The following is a 972-nucleotide window of genomic DNA, read 5'->3' as shown; positions in this document are numbered from 1 at the left end:
GCCGCCAGCAGATCGGCCGCGGCCCGGCAGCTTCCACTCGCGGCCGATCTGCTGGCGGCGTGCATCGCGGCGGGCGCGGGGCCGGTGATCGCGGCGCAGGCCGTGGGCGAGGCGCTGGGCGGTCCCGTCGGAGGAGCCTTGGCGCGCGGTGCCGCCGAGGTGCGGCTGGGCGGCGAACCCTCCGATGCCTGGCGGACGTTGGCCTCGGCACCCGGTGCGGGCGCGCTGGCCCGCTTGCTGGAGAGGGCCGGCGTGTCCGGTCTCCCGGCGGCGGTGCCGGTTGCCCGGATCGCGGCCGATGCCCGCGCCGACTGGGCCCGCGCCGGCACAACTCGGGCCAGACGGGCGGCAGTCCTGGTGTCCGCACCGGTGGGGCTGTGTTTCCTGCCTGCCTTCGTCGCGGTGGGCATCGTGCCCGTCGTGATCGGGCTGGCGGGCGGGGCGCTGGAAGGGGGTGGGCCGTGAGGGATGTCTGACCGGACGGTCGGCAGACGGTTCAGCAGGTCGAGCAAGTCTCAGATGGGTCAGGCAGTCAGACAGACCAGCAGGTCAAGCAGGTCAAGCAGGTCAAGCAGTCCGGCCGGTCAGCAGGACCGGTCTGGGCTATGGATTCGAGACTCACGGGGGTCGACATGAGCAAGGCGGTACGAGCGAGGTTGCGTTTCCTGGTGTGCCGTGTGCGTGCGGGGCGGAGGGACGCGGGGATGGTGACGTCCGAGTACGCGATGGGAATCGTTGCGGCGGTGGCCTTCGCCGTGGCGCTCTACCAGGTCGTGACGAGCGGAGCGGTCGCGGCGGAGCTGCAGGGCATCGTGAAGCGGGCACTCAGTGCGCGGACGTGACTGGGGCCGGGCGCGAGGCGCGGACCGGGGGTTCGTGACGGCGGAGGCGGCCGTGGTGCTGCCGGTGCTGGTGGCGTTCGCGATGGCACTGGTGTGGGGGTTGCTGGTCATGACCGCCCAGATCCAGTGC

Annotated in this window: 2 protein-coding genes and 1 pseudogene; all 3 read left to right on the top strand. The window is 72.7% G+C overall.

Features of this window, described 5'->3' with window-relative positions; translation table 11 throughout:
• Positions 1-465: type II secretion system F family protein (locus BZL64_RS37780; protein ID WP_086773467.1), on the top strand; the 465-nt coding region annotated here is incomplete at its 5' end.
• Positions 466-632: 167 nt separating this feature from the next.
• Complete coding sequence (locus BZL64_RS37775) at positions 633-842, top strand: DUF4244 domain-containing protein (RefSeq protein WP_086773468.1); 210 nt, start codon at positions 633-635, stop codon at positions 840-842.
• A pseudogene (locus BZL64_RS42315) lies at positions 829-972 on the top strand (TadE family type IV pilus minor pilin); the annotation flags it as partial. The gene BZL64_RS37775 and the pseudogene BZL64_RS42315, both read left to right, overlap by 14 nt.

This window comes from Streptomyces bobili (assembly GCF_002154575.1).
In the GTDB taxonomy this organism is placed as follows: Bacteria; Actinomycetota; Actinomycetes; order Streptomycetales; family Streptomycetaceae; genus Streptomyces; species Streptomyces bobili.
The sequence above is the reverse complement of the archived record's forward strand: the minus strand, read 5'-3'. Positions and strand labels throughout refer to the sequence as shown.